This window comes from Erwinia typographi (assembly GCF_000773975.1).
Taxonomy (GTDB): domain Bacteria; phylum Pseudomonadota; class Gammaproteobacteria; order Enterobacterales; family Enterobacteriaceae; genus Erwinia; species Erwinia typographi.
Genome location: NZ_JRUQ01000044.1, coordinates 115870 through 134161, shown reverse-complemented (window position 1 = coordinate 134161; position 18292 = coordinate 115870). Strand labels below are relative to the sequence as shown.

General features: G+C 58.5%; 17 protein-coding genes. 8 read left to right on the top strand and 9 right to left on the bottom strand.

The annotated features are described in order from the left end of the window. Positions 1-10: 10 nt before the first annotated feature. The 6 genes from NG99_RS15880 to NG99_RS15855 form a co-directional block, all read right to left on the bottom strand. Positions 11-382, bottom strand: coding sequence for an MmcQ/YjbR family DNA-binding protein (locus NG99_RS15880; protein WP_034894998.1), 372 nt, complete (start codon positions 380-382; stop codon positions 11-13). Between the two features lie 66 nt (positions 383-448). Continuing rightward, positions 449-2083 carry an FGGY-family carbohydrate kinase gene (locus NG99_RS15875; protein WP_034894995.1) on the bottom strand — a complete coding sequence of 545 codons (1635 nt, stop codon included), beginning with the start codon at positions 2081-2083 and terminating at the stop codon, positions 449-451. A gap of 15 nt (positions 2084-2098) precedes the next feature. Then, positions 2099-3052, bottom strand: coding sequence for an ABC transporter permease (locus tag NG99_RS15870; protein ID WP_034894992.1), 954 nt, complete (start codon positions 3050-3052; stop codon positions 2099-2101). Position 3053: 1 nt separating this feature from the next. Beyond that, on the bottom strand, positions 3054-4040 hold the full coding sequence (locus NG99_RS15865; RefSeq protein ID WP_034894989.1) for an ABC transporter permease: 987 nt from the start codon (positions 4038-4040) through the stop codon (positions 3054-3056). Next, positions 4033-5526: a sugar ABC transporter ATP-binding protein gene (locus NG99_RS15860; RefSeq protein WP_034894987.1), complete on the bottom strand. Its 1494-nt coding sequence runs from the start codon at positions 5524-5526 to the stop codon at positions 4033-4035. The genes NG99_RS15865 and NG99_RS15860 overlap by 8 nt, the downstream gene beginning before the upstream one ends. 69 nt (positions 5527-5595) lie before the next feature. Further along, positions 5596-6582, bottom strand: coding sequence for an autoinducer 2 ABC transporter substrate-binding protein (locus NG99_RS15855; protein ID WP_034894984.1), 987 nt, complete (start codon positions 6580-6582; stop codon positions 5596-5598). A 635-nt stretch (positions 6583-7217) separates the two neighbouring features. On the opposite strand from NG99_RS15855, the gene NG99_RS15850 reads away from it, so the two are divergent. Then, complete coding sequence (locus NG99_RS15850) at positions 7218-8393, top strand: MFS transporter (RefSeq protein ID WP_034894982.1); 1176 nt, start codon at positions 7218-7220, stop codon at positions 8391-8393. Here NG99_RS15850 and pdxR read toward each other — a convergent pair. After that, entirely contained in the window at positions 8387-9823 is a 1437-nt protein-coding gene (gene pdxR / locus NG99_RS15845; protein ID WP_034894979.1) for a MocR-like pyridoxine biosynthesis transcription factor PdxR, read from the bottom strand. The two genes, NG99_RS15850 and pdxR, sit on opposite strands and share 7 nt — an antisense overlap. A gap of 88 nt (positions 9824-9911) precedes the next feature. Between pdxR and NG99_RS15840 the strand changes: the two genes are divergently transcribed. Continuing rightward, complete coding sequence (locus NG99_RS15840) at positions 9912-10364, top strand: rhodanese-like domain-containing protein (protein ID WP_034894977.1); 453 nt, start codon at positions 9912-9914, stop codon at positions 10362-10364. A 4-nt stretch (positions 10365-10368) separates the two neighbouring features. On the opposite strand, the gene flk is transcribed toward NG99_RS15840, so the two are convergent. Continuing rightward, positions 10369-11391 (bottom strand): flagella biosynthesis regulator Flk, encoded by a 1023-nt coding sequence (gene flk / locus NG99_RS15835; protein ID WP_034894974.1) that lies wholly within the window; start codon positions 11389-11391, stop codon positions 10369-10371. Positions 11392-11566: 175 nt separating this feature from the next. Next, entirely contained in the window at positions 11567-12487 is a 921-nt protein-coding gene (locus NG99_RS15830; RefSeq protein ID WP_034894971.1) for a DMT family transporter, read from the bottom strand. A 98-nt stretch (positions 12488-12585) separates the two neighbouring features. Here NG99_RS15830 and NG99_RS15825 point away from each other — a divergent pair, with 98 nt between their 5' ends. From NG99_RS15825 to accD, 6 genes are all read left to right on the top strand, one after another. Beyond that, entirely contained in the window at positions 12586-13380 is a 795-nt protein-coding gene (locus NG99_RS15825) for an AraC family transcriptional regulator (protein ID WP_034894969.1), read from the top strand. 87 nt (positions 13381-13467) lie between these two features. Beyond that, positions 13468-14604: a 4-phosphoerythronate dehydrogenase PdxB gene (gene pdxB, locus NG99_RS15820; protein WP_034894966.1), complete on the top strand. Its 1137-nt coding sequence runs from the start codon at positions 13468-13470 to the stop codon at positions 14602-14604. A 90-nt stretch (positions 14605-14694) separates the two neighbouring features. Further along, on the top strand, positions 14695-15705 hold the full coding sequence (locus tag NG99_RS15815; protein WP_034894963.1) for an aspartate-semialdehyde dehydrogenase: 1011 nt from the start codon (positions 14695-14697) through the stop codon (positions 15703-15705). After that, positions 15705-16520 carry a tRNA pseudouridine(38-40) synthase TruA gene (truA, locus tag NG99_RS15810; protein ID WP_034894960.1) on the top strand — a complete coding sequence of 272 codons (816 nt, stop codon included), beginning with the start codon at positions 15705-15707 and terminating at the stop codon, positions 16518-16520. Before NG99_RS15815 ends, truA begins: the two co-directional genes overlap by 1 nt. 29 nt (positions 16521-16549) lie before the next feature. After that, the gene (locus tag NG99_RS15805) at positions 16550-17209 is read left to right on the top strand and encodes a DedA family protein (protein ID WP_034894957.1); all 660 of its coding nucleotides are present in this window, start codon (positions 16550-16552) and stop codon (positions 17207-17209) included. 150 nt (positions 17210-17359) lie between these two features. Next, the gene (gene accD, locus NG99_RS15800; protein WP_034894954.1) at positions 17360-18271 is read left to right on the top strand and encodes an acetyl-CoA carboxylase, carboxyltransferase subunit beta; all 912 of its coding nucleotides are present in this window, start codon (positions 17360-17362) and stop codon (positions 18269-18271) included. The last annotated feature ends 21 nt before the right edge of the window (positions 18272-18292 follow it).

Here is an 18292-nt window from a genome sequence, read left to right as displayed (position 1 = left end):
GCCCCCGTTTTCAGGTTTCTCTTTTCTCCATCGGCCGCCGCCTTTTCGGTAGCCCGGCAACCACCAAATCGTAAGACTCCTCAACCAGCTGCTGGACTAATCCTTCCGTAATCTGTCCCCCCGGATAGATCGAGATCCAGTGCCGTTTATTCATATGGTAGGCCGGGTGAATACTGTCGTAGATCGCCCGTTGCAGCAGGGAATTTTCCGGCTCACATTTCAGGTTAACGATCCTTTCACCGCGTACCTGAGCCATTAGCGCAAACATCTTGCCACGCACCTTAAATACCTCATACTCAGGCCCGAAAGGGTAGCAAAGCTCGGCAGAAGGCAGCGCGCTGGCGACTTTTATCGCCGTTTCCTGAATCTCTTTTCCATCCATTGTGTATTTCTCTGCGTCTGGGTGAGGGAGCCAGCGGTTGCCTGCCGCCAGCTTCTTCACCCGGCATCAGGCCTCCTGCATCATCTGATGGTACTTCATATGGTCATGGTACAGTTCACGAAACACCCGATACTTGCGATCGTAATACTGTTTAATCTCATTGGTTTGCGGCGTGACGGTTTTCCCAATCCGGCTCATGGCGTTCATTGCCTCAGGCAGCGAGTCATACACGCCGGCGGCAACGGTGCCCATCATCGCGCTGCCCAGCAGCATAGCTTCGCTCTCCTCCGGCAGCAACATCGCGCAGCCGGTCGCGTTAGCATGTTCCTGAACAAAAACCGGATTTTTGGTGCCGCCGCCGCTGGCCATAATGGTGTCAATGCTGTAACCGGTCTGGTTCATGGTTTCAATAATATGCCGTGCGCCGAGGGCAATCGCCTGGATGGTGGCCAGATAGTGCAGCGCCATATCTTCCGGCGTGCGTGAAAGCTTCAGTCCGGTCAGTATGCCGGTCAGATGCGGGTTGGCTCGCGGCGAGCGGTTGCCGTGAAAGTAGGGGAGCATATGGATATCGCGGGTCAGAAAAGCAATTTTTTCCGGCTCTCCCGCCATTTTTCGCAGCAGATCGTTCAGCATTTCATAAATGGTTTTGCCCAGGGATTTTCCCTGTTCACGCAGCGTGGCATAGCAGGGATGGGACTGGATCATATGATCGATTAGCGCGCCGGTGGCAGACTGCCCGCCCTCATTCAGCCACAGATCGGGCAGGATCGCCGAGAAATACGGTCCCCAGACGCCTTTAATAAAGCGTGGCTCTTTTGAGATAGCCATATGGCCGGTAGAGGTGCCGCCGATCAGGGCAATACGGCGGTCGAAATCGGCATGCTCCCCGGAGGCTCCCGCTGCGCCCAGCGTCCCCAGGCTCCCCGCGTGGGCATCGATAATCGATACGCTGACCGCCGTGCCGGGCAGTAATCCCAGCTCGCTGGCCGCACGCTGAGTTAATCCATAGCCGAGCGGTTCGCCCATCGTTTTAACATCGCGGCCGATTTTGGCCGCATCATGCTCCAGCAGATCGTCAAGGCCAATCTGACGGAAATAGCTCTCGTCCCAGCGGTTTTCATGGCCCATATAGGTCCATTTACATACCAGAGAACAGAGCGATCGGGTCTCGTCCTGGGTCGCCCGCCAGGTCAGGAAGTCAGGCAGATCGAACAGGTGGCCGATATTCTGCCAGCTGTTCGGCATATGCTGCTTCAGCCACAGCAGCTTTGGCGTTTGCATTTCAGGGGAGATCACTCCGCCAACATAATCGAGCACCCGATGCTGGGTGGCATTGATGCGTTCCGCCTGCAAAATTGCGCGGTGATCCATCCAGACAATAATATTTTGCTCGCTGCGACCAGACGGGCTGACCGTCAGCGGCTTACCCTCTTTATCCAGCACCACCAGTGAACAGGTGGCGTCAAAGCCAATCCCTTTGATCTGCACCGGATTGATATTGCTCTGATTGACGGCATCCCGCACCGCCTGACAAACGGCCTGCCAGATATCGTCAGACGATTGTTCCACAAAGTCAGCCTGCGGACGGAACAGGGCAATCTCGCGACTGGCCTGCCCCATCATCCGGCCTTTGAGATCGAAAATCCCTGCCCGTGCGCTGCCGGTTCCTACATCCACACCCAGATAGTAACTTGTCATTATTAGCCTCGACCGTCAGGTTCTGCGATTCTGTAACGCAATAAACAGGATAAGCACGCCGCCCCACAGCGCCATGGTGAGATAGCTGCTCACGCCCAGTAGATTGAGCCCGCTCTCAATCATCTGTAAGACGATCAGCGCCAGCACCATGCCGAGCACCCGACCAAAGCCGCCATCAGGATTTACCCCGCCCAGCACCGACGCCAGAATGGTCACCAGCAGCCAGGACTCGCCGTAACCGGCCTTGGCGGAGTTAAACATCGACATCATCAGCAGGGCTGCGCCCCAGCTCAGCAGGGCGGAGAAAATATAAACGGCGATCTGTACTTTGGCGGTATTAATGCCGCTGAAGCGCGTGGCCTGCTCGTTGGAGCCGAGCAGAGCGATGCTGCGGCCCAGCGTGGTTTGTTCCAGCAGCAGCCAGAGCGCAAACGCCACCAGTAAAAACAGCAGCAGGGCAAAGGGAACGCCAAACAGATCGCCATTACCCAGAAACTGAATCAGCGGCGGGAAGCCGGAGATTACCGCGCCGTTCGACAGCAGAATATTTAAGCCGGCAATCAGCGTCATGGTGCCGAGCGTGGCAAGAATCGGCGAAACGCCGATTACCGCGATAAGAATGCCGTTCAGCGTGCCGATCAGCACCGCCAGCAGCGCACCGGCAACCAATGCCAGCAGCAGAAACAGCGGCTGGCCGGGATGCGCGACGATAATCGCCGCCATCAGCAGCGAGCAGGCATTGGCGCTGGCGATAATCGACAGGTTGATGCCGCCGGTCAGCATGGTCAGGCCCATGCCGAACGCCAGCAGGCCCAGTACCGGAAGCTGCGTGGAAATCGACTGAAAATTACCGGCGCTGAAGAAGCGGCCGCCCAGCGTTAAGGAGAACAGCGCCAGCACCACCACAATCATCAGTAGCTGTAGGCGAATAATTCGGTCGCCCGGTAAGATTTTTATTAGTGTGCTCATCTTAAATCCCCTTCGCCAGTTTGCGTTTTTCGTTCCACGCGGTGGCGCTGACGCTAATCAGTATAATCAGACCGCTGAACACCATATGCCAGTAGGAGGAGACGGCCAGCAGCGTCAGGCCATTTTGCAGGAAGGCCAGCAGCAGTACGCCGAGCAGCGTCCCCACCAGCGAGCCGCGCCCGCCGGTCATGCTGGTGCCGCCGAGCACCACGGCGGCCAGTACGGTCAGCTCATAGCCGACCAGCGAGTTAGGCGCCACCGATTGAGTGGTTTGCGCCTGCACCACCGCCGCTACCCCGGCCAGCAGCCCCATATAGCCATAGACATAAAAATGCAGCCTGAGCAGATTCATCCCCAGCCGCGAGGCGGATTCACGGTTGCCGCCCGCGGCATAAATCTGCCGTCCCAGCCGGGTATAGCGCATCAGAACGCCGGTCAGCACAAATACCGCCAGCAGGCAGAGCAACGGCAGCGTCAGGCCATATTCATAGCCGTCGGCCGCGGTAAAGGAGAACCAGTTGATGCCGTTCATAAACCAGTCGGGGAAGCCATACAGCCAGGTGCCGTTGGTGAACCACACCAGCAGGCCATAGAACAGGTTGAGGGTGGCGATGGTAATGATAATCGCCGGGACGCGCAGGTAATAAACCAGCGCGCCGTTAATTAACCCCAGCAGCAGGCCGCAGCCCATGGCGATGGCGAAGATCATCAGGAAGTTGCCGCCGTGGGCCAGCAGGGTGCTGGCCATCACGTATTGGGCAATCGCCGTCATCGCCGGGAACGAAATATCAATGCCCCCGGCAATCAGCACCACAAACAGACCGCAGGCCAGAATGCCTAAAATGGCATAGCTGGTGGCAACGTCCGTCAGGTTGCCGAGCGTTAAGAATTCGTTGGTGCGCAGGCTCAGCCCGACGCACAGCAGCAGGATCAGCATTCCCAACCAGAATTCGTGATGGCCGATCAGTTGACGCAATTTGTTATTCATTCACCACCCCGGCAATCTCTTCTTGCTGGCACTGGTGCGGTGCAAAGCTGGCTACCAGTTCACCTTTGCGCATCACCAGCACGCGATGGCTGTTGTAATACGCTTCTGGGATCTCATCGCAAATCATCAGCACCGCCATGCCGGATTCCGCCAGATCGCGGGCGATCCGGTAGATACCTTCTTTATTGGCGATATCGACGCCCACCGTTGGAGAATCAAGGATCAGGACTTTCGGCTCGGTGGCGACCCATTTTGCAATGGCTACGCGCTGTGCGTTACCCCCGGAGAGCGTTTGCACCGGCAGAGCGCTGTCGGAGACTTTGATATTCAGCTCGCTAATTAAGGTGGCTACCTGGCGACGGGCTTTGCCGTTATCCAGCAGTCCGGCGCGGTTGTGCAAACGGTTAAACACCGAGACCAACATGTTGTCGAAAATCGACTGTTGCATCACCAGCCCCTGGGTCTGTCGGTCTTCTGAGACATAGGCAATACCATGACGGATGGCGTCACGGTTGCTGTGCAGCCGCACCGGCTTGCCCTCGACGTCGATCTCCCCGCTGTCTGGCTGGGTCATGCCAAACAGCGACAGGCACAGCTCGGTGCGTCCGGCCCCCAGCAGGCCGACAATCGAGGTGATCTCTCCGCGCCGCAGGCTAAGATTGATCGACTTATATTCGCCTTTGCGCGACAGATTGCGCACCTCCAGCAGGGGCGTTTCGCTTTTATCAGCGCGCTCCGGCAGATGGCTGAAGGCAAAGCGCTGCCCGGTCATCAGGAACGCCAGCTCATCACTGTTCAGCTCGCTGGCGGGGTATGTGCCCACCAGCTTGCCGTCGCGCATTACGCTGATGCGATCCGCCACTTCCATCACCTCATCCAGCTTGTGGCTGACGAAGACCACGCAGATTCCGGCGGCTTTCAGCTCGCTGACCACCCGCAGAAGGCCGTTGACCTCATGACGAGTTAGCGAGGCGGTGGGCTCATCCATGATCACCAGACTGGCTTCGGCGGCCAGCGCGCGACAGATAGCTACCAGCTGACGGTCAGCGATGGAAAGCTTCTCGACTTTACGGTCAGGATCGAGCGTGACGCCGACCCGTCGCAGCGTGTCGACCGCCAGTTTGCGCATCGCCGCGCGTTTTACCCAGAAGCCGCCGCCCGGCAGGTAGCGGTGGACGGCAATATTCTCCGCCACGGTCAGATTAGGGAACAGCGACAGATCCTGATAGATCACCTGCACCCCATAAAAAGCGGAGAGCGCTGGCGTCAGATGGTTAAACAGCTTGCCATCGACGCCGATGTGCGCCCCCTTATCGGGCTGATAGACGCCGGAAATGACTTTAATCAGCGTGCTTTTCCCACAGCCATTTTGGCCGGCCAGACAGTGAACTTCCCCTTTATTCAGGGTCAGACTGACGTTATCCAGCGCGCGGACGCCAGGAAAGGATTTGCTGATTTTTTCAAGAGAGAGAAAGGCTTGCGACATAGAATATACTCATCTCAGCAACGAAACCGCAGGCGGTGAGCCTGCCGGTTATCCGGCAGGCTTCAGCTATCAGAATCCCAGCGTTTTGGCGTTATCTTTGGTGACTTCAAGAATGCGGTTAAAGCGGATCACATGGGTTTTCATATCGACGTCGGCTTTACCTAAGCCGTCAATGCTGAGATTGCCGTCAACCTGTTTGCCATCCAGAATTTGATCGGCAAGGCTTACCAGCGCAAAACCGGCATCTTTCGGGTCCCACAGCAGCGCCTTTTTGATGTCGCCAGAGGCGAGATAAGGGGCCGCCTGGGCAGGCATGGCGATGCCGACCACGGCAATTTTATTTTTCGCGCGTTTACTCTTCACGGCCTGACCGGCGCCGATTGGCCCCAGTGAGCCAAAGCCGATAATCCCTTTCAGATCGGGATAGGTCCGCATCAGATCGAGCGTGGTGGCGTAGGATTTATCAATGCTCTCCGCCACCGGCAGGCGGGAGGTGACTTCATGCATCTCCGGGTATTTTTGCTTCTGATATTTAATGGCCGCGTCGGCCCAGGCGTTATGCAGCGGCACGGTCAGCGAGCCGACGTAGATGGCATAGCCGCCTTTGCCGCCCATGGCGCTGGCCAGCTCGTCCATATTTTTCTCAGCGTATTTCTGGCTGTCGATGGTTTCCACATCCCACTGGGCAATTTGCTGGTCGGGTGATTCATGGCTCAGTACCACGATGCCCTGATCGCGGGCTTTTTTCAGCACCGGCTCCAGCACTTTTGCATCGTTTGGCACCACGATGATCGCATCGACTTTTTTGGCGATCAGGTCTTCAATGACCTTAACCTGCTGGGCCGGATCGGGCGTCGATCCGCCAACCTGATAGGCGTTAACATCAAGCTTAGTGGCGGCTTCTTTCACGCCCACTTCCATGCGGGTAAACCACGGAATGCCGGTCACTTTCGCAACCACGGCGATATCATGTTTTTCTGCGGAAAAAGAAGGTGTTGTAAACAGCATGCAGGCAGAAACCACACATGCATTGAGTAATGCGACGTTGAATTTCATAGCAAACCCTTTATGTAGAGGACGGAGTATCCGCTTATGTTGCCCGCCTGGCGCAGGCTTATAGTCATCAGATGTGGCGTTAACCACTGGAGCAAGATAGCAAGCGTTTTTGCACTAACCGGCAGGCAACGACGTAAAGTGTGATCGCCGACGTTTTTCGTTAAATTTAATCATTTTTGTGGTTACAATTTTGTTAAATAAATTTATTTTGTGGGTAAAATACGACAAATTCATGTTTATTTTTTGTTAATTTCAATGGGTTTTTGACGGTAATAATTAACAATTTATCTTTCCGTCCGGCTTGCATGGCTCATCTTCCCGAGATATTCCAACAGACGGCGAAGTTTATTCTCAGGGTTGTGAGAAATGTCGTATTTTTGCGTTGTCTTCCCGCGCTGGCTCGGCTCATATGGCGGTAAATCATTACGTAAGTTAGTTACAGAGAGGCGTTTGCGGCGATTGACGCTAGCCTGACTTTGCTCCAAACTTTCTCACTAATTTGTCCCTCAACGTCGTCACGATGTTGCGTAAGCGTTTAACGTCAACCAACGCGCTCTCACCGCTGCCCGACAATGGCGTCACGGGGTGCGCTCTGTCTGGCGTACCTTACGCACAATCAAGGAGAAACGTGACTCATGTCGACAGCCCACACCCCTCGCTCAGCCAGCTCTGGCGCCTCGCTGGCGAGCATCTCATTTGCCGTTTTTTTAACCTACCTGACCGCAGGGCTGGCGCTGCCGGTGATACCCCTGTTTGTTCACCAGGAACTGGGCCTCAACAACGTGATGGTAGGAATTGCCGTAGGCATCCAGTTTTTTGCCACGCTGCTGACCCGAGGCTACGCCGGGAGGCTGGCCGACCAGCGCGGGGCGAAGCGTTCGGTGTTGCAGGGGATGCTGGCCTGTACGCTGGTGGGGCTGGCCTATGTGCTGGCGGCGGTGCTGCCGCTGCCGGTGATGGGCAAGTTCGCGCTGCTGGTGGTAGGGCGTCTGCTGCTGGGATTCGGTGAAAGCCAGCTGCTCACCGGCAATCTGACCTGGGGCATGGGGCTGGTCGGGCCTAAGCGCTCAGGTCAGGTCATGTCGTGGAACGGCATGGCTATTTATGGCGCGCTGGCTGCGGGCGCGCCGCTCGGCCTGCTGCTGCACGATCGCTGGGGCTTTATGGCGATGGGGATTGCCACCATGATCCTGCCCGCTATCGCGCTGCTGTTTAATTTCTGGGTCAAACCGGTGCCGACGCATGACGGCGAGCGTCCTTCGCTGTGGGCCGTGGTCGGGCAGGTTTTTTCTCCGGGCTGCGGGCTGGCCTTGCAGGGCGTAGGCTTTGCGGTGATCGGCACCTTTACCTCGCTCTATTTCGCCAGACAGCAGTGGGGCAACGCGGGCTTTGCGCTGACCGCTTTTGGGCTGTCGTTTGTGCTGATGCGCATCCTGTTTGGCTGGATGCCCGATCGGCTTGGCGGTATCAAAGTGGCGCTGGTTTCGCTGACGGTTGAGGCTATCGGTCTGCTGGTGCTTGGGTTTGCTGGCTCGGGTTGGATGGCGCTGGCAGGCGCTGCGCTGACCGGCTGCGGCTGCTCCCTGATCTTCCCGTCGCTGGGCGTGGAGGTGGTAAAGCGCGTCGCCCCGCAGGTGCGCGGCACGGCGCTGGGCGGCTTCTCGGCGTTTCAGGATATCGCCTACGGCGCAAGCGGGCCGCTCACCGGCATCCTCGCCACCTCAATGGGTTACGGATCGGTTTACCTGGCCGGCGCCGCCTGTGCAGTACTGGGCATTATGGTCACCCTAAACTTTGCCCGCAGTCAGTAGCGCAGCCGCGCCAGCTTCTCAACGGCCTGAATAATCTCTGCCCTTTGCAGGGCTGAGAATCCCAGTATCCATCCTTGCTGGCGGGGCTGTCCGCTGTACAACGGCGACAGCCTGGGCAGGATCACTCCCTGCTGCTGCGCCTCCTGCGTCAGGCGCCGTTCGTCGCCCTGCGGCAGCGCTACCGTCAGCTGAAGTCCGCTGCTGTGGCTCAGCGGCTGAAGCCGGTCGCCCAGCTTGTTCGCCAGCTGTTCCAGCAGCAGGTCACGACGGCTGGCGTAGAGCTTACGCATCAGCCGCAGATGCGCCTGAAAATGCCCGTGGTTGATAAAATCAGCGGTCACGGCCTGCATCAGCTGGGCGCTGTGGCCATCCATGACGCTGCGCAGTTTACACAGCGGATCGACTAAGGACGGCGGCACCACGAGATAAGCCAGCCGTAGCGAAGGGAACAGCACCTTGGAAAAAGTCCCCATGTACAGCACCCGACCGGCGTCATCGAGCCCCTGAAGCGCAGGCATAGGCTGATCGTCGTAATAAAATTCGCTGTCATAATCATCCTCCAGCAGCCAGCATCCCTGGCGGCGGGCGAACGCCAGCCACTGCAGACGGCGCTGTAAACTCATGGTGACGCCGGTGGGATACTGATGAGAAGGGGTAAGGTAGACCAGCCTGGCCGGGGCGGGGATATCGGGTATCGTGGCGCCTTCTTCATCCAGCGGCATGGTGCCGATACGGGCTCCGGCGCTGATAAACGCATTGCGGGCGCCGCTGTAGCCCGGCTCCTCCAGCCAGACCTCATCACCCGGATCGCATAACAGTAGCGCGAGCATCTGCAAAGCTTGCTGTGAGCTGGTGAGCACCATCACCTGTTCAGGTTCGCAACGGACGCCGCGCGACTGCCCAAGATAGCGGGCAACGGCCTCCTGTAAAAGGGTAACGCCCTGCGGAGGACCATAGCGCATCCACTCTTCCGGCGCGTGGCGAAGCCGCTGGTTGGTTAACCTGCGCCAGACGGCATGAGGAAAGGCGCGCAAATCCGGCGATCCTGCGGCAAAGGCGTGCGGAAACAGCGGGTCATGGCAGCCGCCCGTCGCCACAATGGTCTTACCACGGGAGGAGAGCTTTACGCTGGCAGGCTCAGGCGCTTTTTTTTCGGGACGACGTTCGGTGAGTGCGACCGCCACAAAAGTCCCTTTCCCCGTTTTGCGGTAGAGATAGCCCTCGCTTTCAAGCTGCGCGTAGGCCGCTTCCACCGTCACTCGCGACAGCGAAAGATCGCTGGCCAGTAGGCGAGAAGAGGGTAAACGCTCGCCTTTTTTCAGCGTGCCGCTGGCGATCAGCTGGCGCAGCGTGCCGCAGAGCTTGTCGCGACGGGTCTGGCCTTTTTCTGCCTGGAACAGCTGGATATAGGGAACCGTGGTCTGCGGCATAATGGTCTTATCCATCTCTTAAAATGGGTGTTATGACTAAGGCCAATTAACCGTATCATCTGCTGATATCTTAATCAAAGGAGTTACCATGACCGCAACGTCCGCCGTACTGGCGTTTCCACCGTTTTCCGCTCAGCAAAGCGAAGCCCTTCTCAGGGACAAGCTGGCTCATTATGCCGATGCCTGGGATACGGCGCAGGATTTGGCTAACGGGATCGTGGCGATCGGGGTTATCGATACCCGTTCGGTAGAGCAGTATCGCGCTGGGCATATTTGTGGCGCGGTGAGTTTTCCTCACCGGATGATGACCGCAGAAACGCTGGCCGCGCTGGACAGGGAAAAAGTCTACGTGACCTACTGCGACGGCATCGGTTGCAATGGTTCAACCAAAGGCGCCTTGAAGCTGGCGGCGGCAGGTTATCGGGTGAAAGAGCTGATTGGCGGGCTGGATTTCTGGCTGCGCGACCATCACCCGGTCGCGCAGGGAGATGCCCCCGGCGAATGGCCTTCGCAGTCTACAAAGGAAGGGTGCGGCTGCTAACGCCTCAGAGGAACATCCACATCAGAAAGACAATCAGCACGATAACGGCGAAGGCGGTGAATGCCGGGCGGTTCACAATCGGTTGTAGCACCGACGGCACATAGCCAAACAGCGGGGCAGCAATCGGCTGCGGATGGAGTTCGCTGTCGGCCAGCAGCTGCTCGCGCTGGCGTTCTGCGCGACGGGCAAACAGCAGGTTCATCAGGTCCTGCGCCTGGGCGGTGGTGAGGATCGCCTGCGGCGGCTGCTGAAAACGCAGCTGGCTGGCTTCTTCCAGCATGTGCTGCTCGGCGTGGTCCGGCGGCACTTTCAGCGAGGCGAGCAGCATTGGCAGCGTAGGCGCGGCTTGCTGGCTCAGCGTCTGGCTGACCTGTAAATACTGGGTCAGCAGAGGGAACAGGCGCGAGGGGATAGGATCGCCGCTGTGCAGGTTCACCACCTTCATGGCGGCGGCCCACAGCTTGACCGGCTGTTCCCCGGTGGCGGCGGCCAGGCGGGAGATCTGCTGATTCAGCGTATGGTGTTCCGCAGGCAGCAGCGTCCGGTCCGATATGCGGTTCTGCTGGGGCTGCGGGATCGCTATCTGACCATTTTGCAGCATGGTCAGCACCTGGCGCAGCTGGTCCGGCGTCAGCGAGCTGAGCACCGTATGACCAAACTGCTGGCGGATAAAGTCGCTCACCGCCTGGCGGTTGTTGCCCTGAGGCAGCAGATCGGTCAGCTGTTGGAATAGCTGGCGGGTGGCGTGGGAATTCTGCACCTGCGACAGGCGGGTATTCAGAAACTGCTCTGCCGCCGGGAAATGGCGCGCCAGCAGGCCCGCATCGTTTTTCACCCCAACTTCATGGCGCAGCCCGGCCCACAGCTCGGCTGATTTCAGCGAGCTTAGCGACATAATTTTGACGATCAGTCTTTCCAGCGTGGTGCGCTGAACGGGCGTCAGCGGTTGATCTCCCGGGCCTGGGCGAGGGGTGCCTGGTTTGGCATCGACCGTAATACGATCGCCGGGGCCGCTAAGAGGTTGCATGACAAAATCCTTCACTTAAAGGTCAACATCCGGGGCACGCCGGAGAAAGGGTGATTGGCTATGATAACAATCCCGCCCAGCGATAGGTAGTAGCCGGGGGCAGGCGGTGGGAAATATTTTGCCTCGCCAGCCCACGCCAGACTGCGGGACAGTCCGGCGCTGGGCAAATGGCGGGTCAGTCGACTTTTGTCACCGCTGAATCCGCGTTGGCCGACGGCCTTTTTCTCCAGCGAATCGGGGTCCGAAGACGCTGCGCCAGCAGCACGCCCAGTAAGGTGACGCCGCCGCCGATAAAGTGGTAACTGTGCAGCGCCTCGTGCAGGAACAGCACGGCGATGATGGCGGTGAAAATCGGCGCCAGGTTCATAAATATGGTCGCGGTATTGGCCCCCATCCGCATCACGCCCTGAATCCACAGAAACGGCGCGAGAACCGAGGCGAAAAGACCGGCAAACAGCACCAGCGGAATATTGTGCAGGTTAAGCGATACATCCTTTGCCATTAAAAAGTTCGGCAGCAGCAGCAATACGCCAAACAGGATCTGCACATACAGGCTCTGCCAGTTGGGCAGCGGGATGGCCCAGCGTTTGGTCAGGACGCCATACAGCGCATAAGAGGTTGAGGCGGCGAACATCATCAGCTCCCCTTTGCCCAGTCCGTGCGACAGCAGTTGCTGAGGATTGCCCTGGCTCACCAGCCACACCAGCCCGCCAAACGACAGCAGGCTGCCAATCACAATGCCGAGCGTCGGTGCCAGCCGCAGCAGCACAATGCTGATTAACACCGTCAGCAGCGGAATAAGCGCGTTAATGATCCCCATAAACAGCGCGGTAACGCTGTGCGCCGCGTAGTAGGCCAGGCTTTGATAGAGCACCATGCCGAGCAGTCCGAGGATCAGCAGTTTCCACCATACCTGCCGGATTTGCTGACGGTTGCGCCAGACGGCGGGCAGCAAAAAGGGCGTCAGCGTCAGCAGAGCCAGCAGCCAACGGTAAAACGAGATAGCCGCCGGATCGATGGCGCCAGCCGAAACTTTGCTGACGATGGCGTTGACTGACCAGATCAGCACGGCGAGCAGGGGAAACAAAAAATTCATTGAGAAACCAGATTGGGAAATAAAGACAGACAGTGTACGCTTGTCTTATTAACGGCAGATAGTGAATATCAGACAAAACCAACCATTAACCGGACAGAATGAACGAACAGATCACCTATTCCTCTCCGCACGATGCCAATCGTTCGCAGTTTTTCTTTGCCTACGAGCTGGCTAACGCCAACACAGAATATCTTCCCCATGCTCACCCATGGGGACAGGCTATTTTTGTTCAGTCCAACGTGCTGCAAATGCAGGTTGGCGACGCACGGCTGCTGACGCCGATGGAAATCCCCATCTGGATCCCGCCTGGCGTTGAGCACGCCAGCTATAATCGCAAGCAGGCGCACTTTCGCACTTTTAACGTGGCGGCGACGCTGTGCGCAGGATTGCCGCAGCGCGCCTGTCTGCTCAGCGTCAGCAGTATTGTGCAGGCGATCATGGCAGAATTGGCGCGGCGGGAGCTGACCCTGCCCGTCACGCCTGAAGATCTCAGGCTGTGCGAAGTGCTGCTGGATCAGCTCAAGCGAGCGGAGGAGCAGGAGAGCTATCTGCCGACTTCTGAGGATAAATACCTTGCCCCCGTGCTGCGGGCGCTGGAGCAGGACCCGGCTGACAGCACCACGCTGGCCCAGTGGGCCGCGCGCGTTTATACCACCGAGCGGACGTTATCCCGACGCTGCCAGGCCGCGCTGGGAATGTCGTTCAGCGAATGGCGTCAGCGCCTGCGCTTTCTGCACGCCATCTCGCTGCTGGAGCAGGGGAAAACCGTGCAGGAGACGGCGCTGGAACTGGGTTACAGCTCCGCCTCCGCGTTGATTGCAATGTTTCAGCAGCAGGCGGGCACCACGCCGGATCGCTACCGCAGCCGCTCGTCATGCTCTTCAAACGGATAACTTCCTGAACACCGCACCTGAGGGTTATCCGCCCCAACGGTTTATGGCAGAATACTGCCCCACTAGTAACCAGGCAGGAACACGATTGTGAAAATCCTCGTTGATGAAAATATGCCTTATGCCCGCGAGCTGTTCAGCCGCACCGGAACCGTGGTTGCGGTGCCGGGTCGCCCCGTGCCGCCGGAGGCGCTGGATAATGCGGACGGACTGATGGTGCGTTCGGTCACTAAGGTCAATGCCGGGCTGCTTAGCGGCAAGCCCGTAAAGTTTGTCGGCACCGCCACTGCGGGAACCGACCATATCGATGAGGCGTTTTTGCAGGAGCAGGGAATCGCCTTCTCGGCCGCACCCGGCTGTAATGCGATTGCGGTGGTGGAGTATGTCTTCTCCTCGCTGCTGCTGCTGGCCGAGCGCGACGGCTTTCTGCTCAAGGACCGCACCGTGGGCATCGTCGGCGTGGGTAACGTCGGCGGGCGGCTTCAGACGCGGCTGGAAGCGCTGGGGATCAGGACGCTGCTGTGCGATCCTCCTCGTGCCGATCGGGGAGAGGAGGGCGATTTCCTGCCGCTCTCCACGCTGGTGGCCGAAGCCGATATTCTGACTTTCCATACGCCGCTGTTTAAGCAGGGCGACTACAAAACGCTGCACCTTGCCGACGAAGCGCTGCTGAAGGCGCTGAAGCCGGGGACTATCCTGATTAATGCCTGCCGTGGCCCGGTGGTGGACAACGCCGCGCTGCTGGACGCTTTACAGCAGCGTGACGATCTGAGCGTGGTGCTGGACGTCTGGGAGCCAGAGCCGGAGCTTTCGCTGCCGCTGCTGGAAAAAGTGGATATCGCGACTCCCCACATTGCCGGCTATACGCTGGAAGGCAAAGCGCGCGGCACCACGCAGGTGTTTGAAGCCTGGACCCGGTTCCTTGGTCAGCCGCAGCAGGTCGCACTGGATACGCTACTGCCCGCGCCGGAATTTGGTCAGATTACGCTGCACGGCGAGCTCGATCAGCCAACGCTGAAAAGACTGGTGCATCTGGTGTATGATGTGCGCCGCGACGATGCGCCGCTCAGAGCGGTAGCGGCGATCCCTGGCGAATTTGACCGTCTGCGCAAGAATTATCTTGAGCGTCGCGAATGGTCGTCGCTGCGGGTGCAGTGCGACGTTGAGCGGGTGGCGACCCTGCTGGTAAAACTAGGATTTAACGCAGTTTTCCAGCCGGCTTCCTAAGGTTAGCATAAGCCATAGTCATTATTCTGCTTCACCGGGCGGTGGTATCACCGCCTTCTCTTTTTGTCTCATTTTCTGGAGTTAACCAACATGTCTGACGGCTGGAACATTGCGCTACTGGGCGCGACAGGCGCGGTAGGGCGAGCTGTACTGGAACTGCTGGCCGAGCGCCAGTTCCCGGTTGGTGAACTGTATTTGCTGGCGAGCGAACGCAGCGCGGGCGAAACTCTGCGCTATGAAGGCAAGTCTGTTCTGGTTACTGACGCCAGTGATTTTGACTGGTCCCAGGTGCAGCTGGCCTTTTTCACCGCCGGGCGTGAAGCCTCAGCGCGCTACGCTGACGAAGCCGCCAACCAGGGCTGCCTGGTGATCGACAGCAGCGACCTGTTCGCGCTGGAGCCGGACGTGCCGCTGGTGGTGCCGGACGTCAACCCACAGGTGCTGGACGACTACCGCAACCGCAACATTATCAGCGTTGCTGACAGCGTCACCAGCCAACTGCTGTGCGCCATCAAGCCGCTGGTCGATCGCGCCGGGTTGAGCCGCCTACAGGTAACCAGCCTGATTGCCGCCTCGGCGCACGGCAAAGCCGCCGTGGATTCGCTGGCTGGCGAAAGCGCCCGTCTGCTGAACGGCCTGCCGGTTGAGGAGAGTTTCTTTGGCCGCCAGCTGGCGTTCAACGTGCTGCCGCTGCTGCCGGACGCCGAAGGGAGCGTGCTGCAAGAGCGTCGGCTGGTTGATCAGGTGCGTAAGGTATTGCAGGACGAAGGGCTGCCGGTGTCGGTGTCTACCGTGCAGGTCCCGGTGTTTTACGGCAATGCGCAGATCGTTCACCTTGAGAACCTGCGCCCCATGTCGGCTGAAGAAGCGCGCGAGGTGCTGCTCCAGACCGAAGATATCGCGCTGTCTGAGGACAATGACTATCCCACTCAGGTCGGCGATGCTTCCGGCAGCGACCATCTCAGCATGGGCTGCGTGCGCAACGATTACGGCGTGCCGGAGATCCTGCAATTCTGGTCAGTGGCTGACAACGTCCGCTTCGGCGGCGCGCTGATGGCGGTGAAAACCGCTGAGAAGCTGGCGCAGGAGTATATGTACTGATGTCAGAAGCAGGCTTGCCGGAGCAGCAGCATAAGCTGGCGCTCGGCATTGAATATGACGGCAGCCGCTATTATGGCTGGCAGCGGCAGCAGGAAGTGCGCAGCGTCCAGGAAAAGCTGGAACAGGCGCTGTCTAAGGTGGCTGACCATCCGGTCAGCGTCTACTGCGCGGGTCGCACCGATGCCGGCGTTCACGGCACCGGGCAGGTGGTGCACTTTGAAACCACCTCGGCGCGTAAGGATGCTGCCTGGACGCTGGGGGTGAATGCTAATTTACCCGATGATATCGCCGTGCGCTGGGTCAAATCGGTGGCGGACGATTTCCATGCCCGCTTCAGCGCCACGGCGCGGCGCTATCGTTATGTGATCTACAATCGCCGTCTGCGTCCGGCGATCCTGCACGGCGGCGTGACGCATTTTTATCACCCGCTGGACGTGGATAAAATGCAGCGGGCAGGGCAGAGTCTGCTGGGTGAAAACGACTTCACCTCGTTTCGCGCCGTGCAGTGCCAGTCCCGCTCGCCGTGGCGCAACGTGATGCATCTTAACGTCAGCCGCTTCGGCGCTTACGTGATTGTGGACATCAAAGCCAACGCATTTGTGCACCATATGGTGCGCAATATCGTAGGAAGCCTGATGGAGATAGGCTGCGGCAATCAGCAGGAGAGCTGGATGGCCGAGCTGCTGGCGGCAAAAGATCGCACGCTGGCAGCGGCGACCGCGAGGGCTGAGGGGCTGTATCTGGTCTCAGTCGATTACCCTGAACGCTATGAATTACCTCGTCCGCCGATGGGACCGCTGTTCCTCGAGGATTAAATCCGGCCTGGAGACTTAAGGAAACCTGTATGGAACTGATCCATTTTGTTATTGATTTCATCCTGCATATTGATGTTCATCTGGCGGAGCTGGTGGCGGCGTATGGTATCTGGGTGTATGCCATCCTGTTCCTGATCCTGTTTTGCGAAACCGGGCTGGTTGTCACGCCGTTCCTGCCGGGAGATTCCCTGCTGTTTGTCGCCGGAGCGCTGGCGGCGCTGCCCACTAACGACCTCAATATTCACCTGATGGTGGCGCTGATGGCGGTCGCGGCGATCGTTGGCGATGCGGTCAACTACACCATTGGACGGCTGTTTGGCGACAAATTATTCAGCAACCCCAACTCGAAAATTTTCCGCCGCAGCTACCTCGATAAAACCCATCAATTTTACGAGCGTCACGGCGGGAAAACGATTATTCTTGCGCGCTTCGTGCCGATCGTTCGGACATTTGCGCCGTTTGTCGCCGGAATGGGGAAAATGTCCTACCGCCATTTCGCCCTGTATAACGTTTCGGGCGGGTTGCTGTGGGTACTGCTATTCTCCTATGCGGGCTACCTGTTTGGCGACTTGCCGGTCGTCCAGGAAAACCTGAAGCTGCTGATCGTGGCGATTATTGTGCTGTCGGTTCTGCCGGGCGTGATTGAGGTCTGGCGCCATCGTCGCGCCGCGCGTCAGCAAAAATCGTAGTAATACATCGCTAAACTGCCGCCCTTTAGCCAGATTTCTATCCACAGCATCGGGCGGTTATGGTTTAATGAGCGACATTATGGTCTGCGCTGCCGCGCGGCGTGGAAAAAAGAAAACTGGTTTCACCAGGTTCAAACAGAAAGGTTATCAATGAGCTGGATTGAACGAATTCTCAACAAGAGCACTATCACCCCTTCGCGCAAAGCCAGTATTCCTGAAGGAGTCTGGACTAAGTGCGACAGCTGCGGCCAGGTCCTGTACCGCGCCGAGCTGGAGCGCAATCTGGAAGTTTGCCCGAAATGCGATCACCACATGCGCATGCATGGTCGCGAACGTCTGCACAGTGTGCTGGATGAGGGCTCTCTGATTGAGCTGGGTAGCGAACTGGAGCCGAAAGATCTGCTCAAGTTCAGAGATTCTAAAAAGTACAAAGATCGTCTGGCGGCGGCTCAAAAAGAGACTGACGAAAAAGACGCGCTGATCGTGATGAAGGGGACTTTGCACGGGATGCCGGTAGTCGCGGCCGCCTTTGAGTTCTCCTTTATGGGCGGCTCGATGGGCTCCGTGGTAGGCGCGCGTTTCGTGCGGGCTGTAGAGCAGGCATTGGAAGATAATTGCCCGATGATCTGCTTCTCCGCCTCCGGCGGTGCGCGTATGCAGGAAGCGCTGATGTCGCTGATGCAGATGGCGAAAACCAGCGCGGCGCTGGCCAAGATGCAGGAGCGCGGTTTGCCTTACATCTCCGTGCTGACCGACCCGACCATGGGGGGCGTCTCCGCCAGCTTCGCGATGCTGGGCGATCTGAACATCGCTGAACCGAAAGCGCTGATCGGCTTTGCCGGCCCGCGCGTTATCGAGCAGACGGTACGTGAGAAGCTGCCGCCGGGCTTCCAGCGCAGTGAGTTCCTGATCGAAAAGGGCGCGATAGACATGATCGTCCGCCGGCCGGTGATGCGCTTCAAGCTGGCAAGCCTTCTGGCTAAGATGATGAATCTGCCTGCGCCAGTAGAAGTTGCCGCCAATGAGGTCGTTGAAGACGCCCCCCAGAGCCATGAGGCCTGACCGATGATCGAAAGGGGCGCG

Bases quoted from the DNA above. Each gene is read 5' to 3' on its own strand.
- NG99_RS15880 (WP_034894998.1), bottom strand. From the start codon at position 382: ATGGATGGAAAAGAGATTCAGGAAACGGCGATAAAAGTCGCCAGCGCG.
- NG99_RS15875 (WP_034894995.1), bottom strand. From the start codon at position 2,083: ATGACAAGTTACTATCTGGGTGTGGATGTAGGAACCGGCAGCGCACGG.
- NG99_RS15870 (WP_034894992.1), bottom strand. From the start codon at position 3,052: ATGAGCACACTAATAAAAATCTTACCGGGCGACCGAATTATTCGCCTA.
- NG99_RS15865 (WP_034894989.1), bottom strand. From the start codon at position 4,040: ATGAATAACAAATTGCGTCAACTGATCGGCCATCACGAATTCTGGTTG.
- NG99_RS15860 (WP_034894987.1), bottom strand. From the start codon at position 5,526: ATGTCGCAAGCCTTTCTCTCTCTTGAAAAAATCAGCAAATCCTTTCCT.
- NG99_RS15855 (WP_034894984.1), bottom strand. From the start codon at position 6,582: ATGAAATTCAACGTCGCATTACTCAATGCATGTGTGGTTTCTGCCTGC.
- NG99_RS15850 (WP_034894982.1), top strand. From the start codon at position 7,218: ATGTCGACAGCCCACACCCCTCGCTCAGCCAGCTCTGGCGCCTCGCTG.
- pdxR (WP_034894979.1), bottom strand. From the start codon at position 9,823: ATGCCGCAGACCACGGTTCCCTATATCCAGCTGTTCCAGGCAGAAAAA.
- NG99_RS15840 (WP_034894977.1), top strand. From the start codon at position 9,912: ATGACCGCAACGTCCGCCGTACTGGCGTTTCCACCGTTTTCCGCTCAG.
- flk (WP_034894974.1), bottom strand. From the start codon at position 11,391: ATGCAACCTCTTAGCGGCCCCGGCGATCGTATTACGGTCGATGCCAAA.
- NG99_RS15830 (WP_034894971.1), bottom strand. From the start codon at position 12,487: ATGAATTTTTTGTTTCCCCTGCTCGCCGTGCTGATCTGGTCAGTCAAC.
- NG99_RS15825 (WP_034894969.1), top strand. From the start codon at position 12,586: ATGAACGAACAGATCACCTATTCCTCTCCGCACGATGCCAATCGTTCG.
- NG99_RS15815 (WP_034894963.1), top strand. From the start codon at position 14,695: ATGTCTGACGGCTGGAACATTGCGCTACTGGGCGCGACAGGCGCGGTA.
- truA (WP_034894960.1), top strand. From the start codon at position 15,705: ATGTCAGAAGCAGGCTTGCCGGAGCAGCAGCATAAGCTGGCGCTCGGC.
- NG99_RS15805 (WP_034894957.1), top strand. From the start codon at position 16,550: ATGGAACTGATCCATTTTGTTATTGATTTCATCCTGCATATTGATGTT.
- accD (WP_034894954.1), top strand. From the start codon at position 17,360: ATGAGCTGGATTGAACGAATTCTCAACAAGAGCACTATCACCCCTTCG.